This is a genomic window from Pseudomonas sp. HY13-MNA-CIBAN-0226 (genome assembly GCF_040310305.1).
GTDB lineage: Bacteria > Pseudomonadota > Gammaproteobacteria > Pseudomonadales > Pseudomonadaceae > Aquipseudomonas > Aquipseudomonas gregormendelii.
The window spans coordinates 1-277 of record NZ_JBEOPS010000212.1; the positions used below are offsets into that span (position 1 = coordinate 1).

Consider the following 277-nt stretch of genomic DNA (forward strand, 5'->3'; position numbering starts at 1 on the left):
GGCTTGAGCACCATGATCAAACACTGGATCAACGGCCGTGAGGTCGAAAGCAAAGACACCTTTATCAACTACAACCCGGCCACCGGCGAGGCCATCGGCGAAGTGGCCAGCGGCGGCGCCGAAGAAGTCGCGCAGGCCGTGGCGGCGGCCAAGGCGGCGTTTCCCAAGTGGGCCAATACGCCAGCCAAGGAGCGCGCACGCTTGATGCGCAAACTGGGCGAGTTGATCGAACAGAACGTGCCCCACCTGGCCGAGCTGGAAACCCTCGATACCGGCC

At 63.5% G+C, this 277-nt stretch carries 1 protein-coding gene; it reads left to right on the forward strand.

Annotation, left to right across the window (positions count from 1 at the left end; translation table 11 throughout):
* Positions 1 to 12: 12 nt before the first annotated feature.
* The coding region (locus AAEZ05_RS28455; protein WP_350649925.1) for an aldehyde dehydrogenase family protein at positions 13 to 277 on the forward strand (265 nt) is incomplete at its 3' end.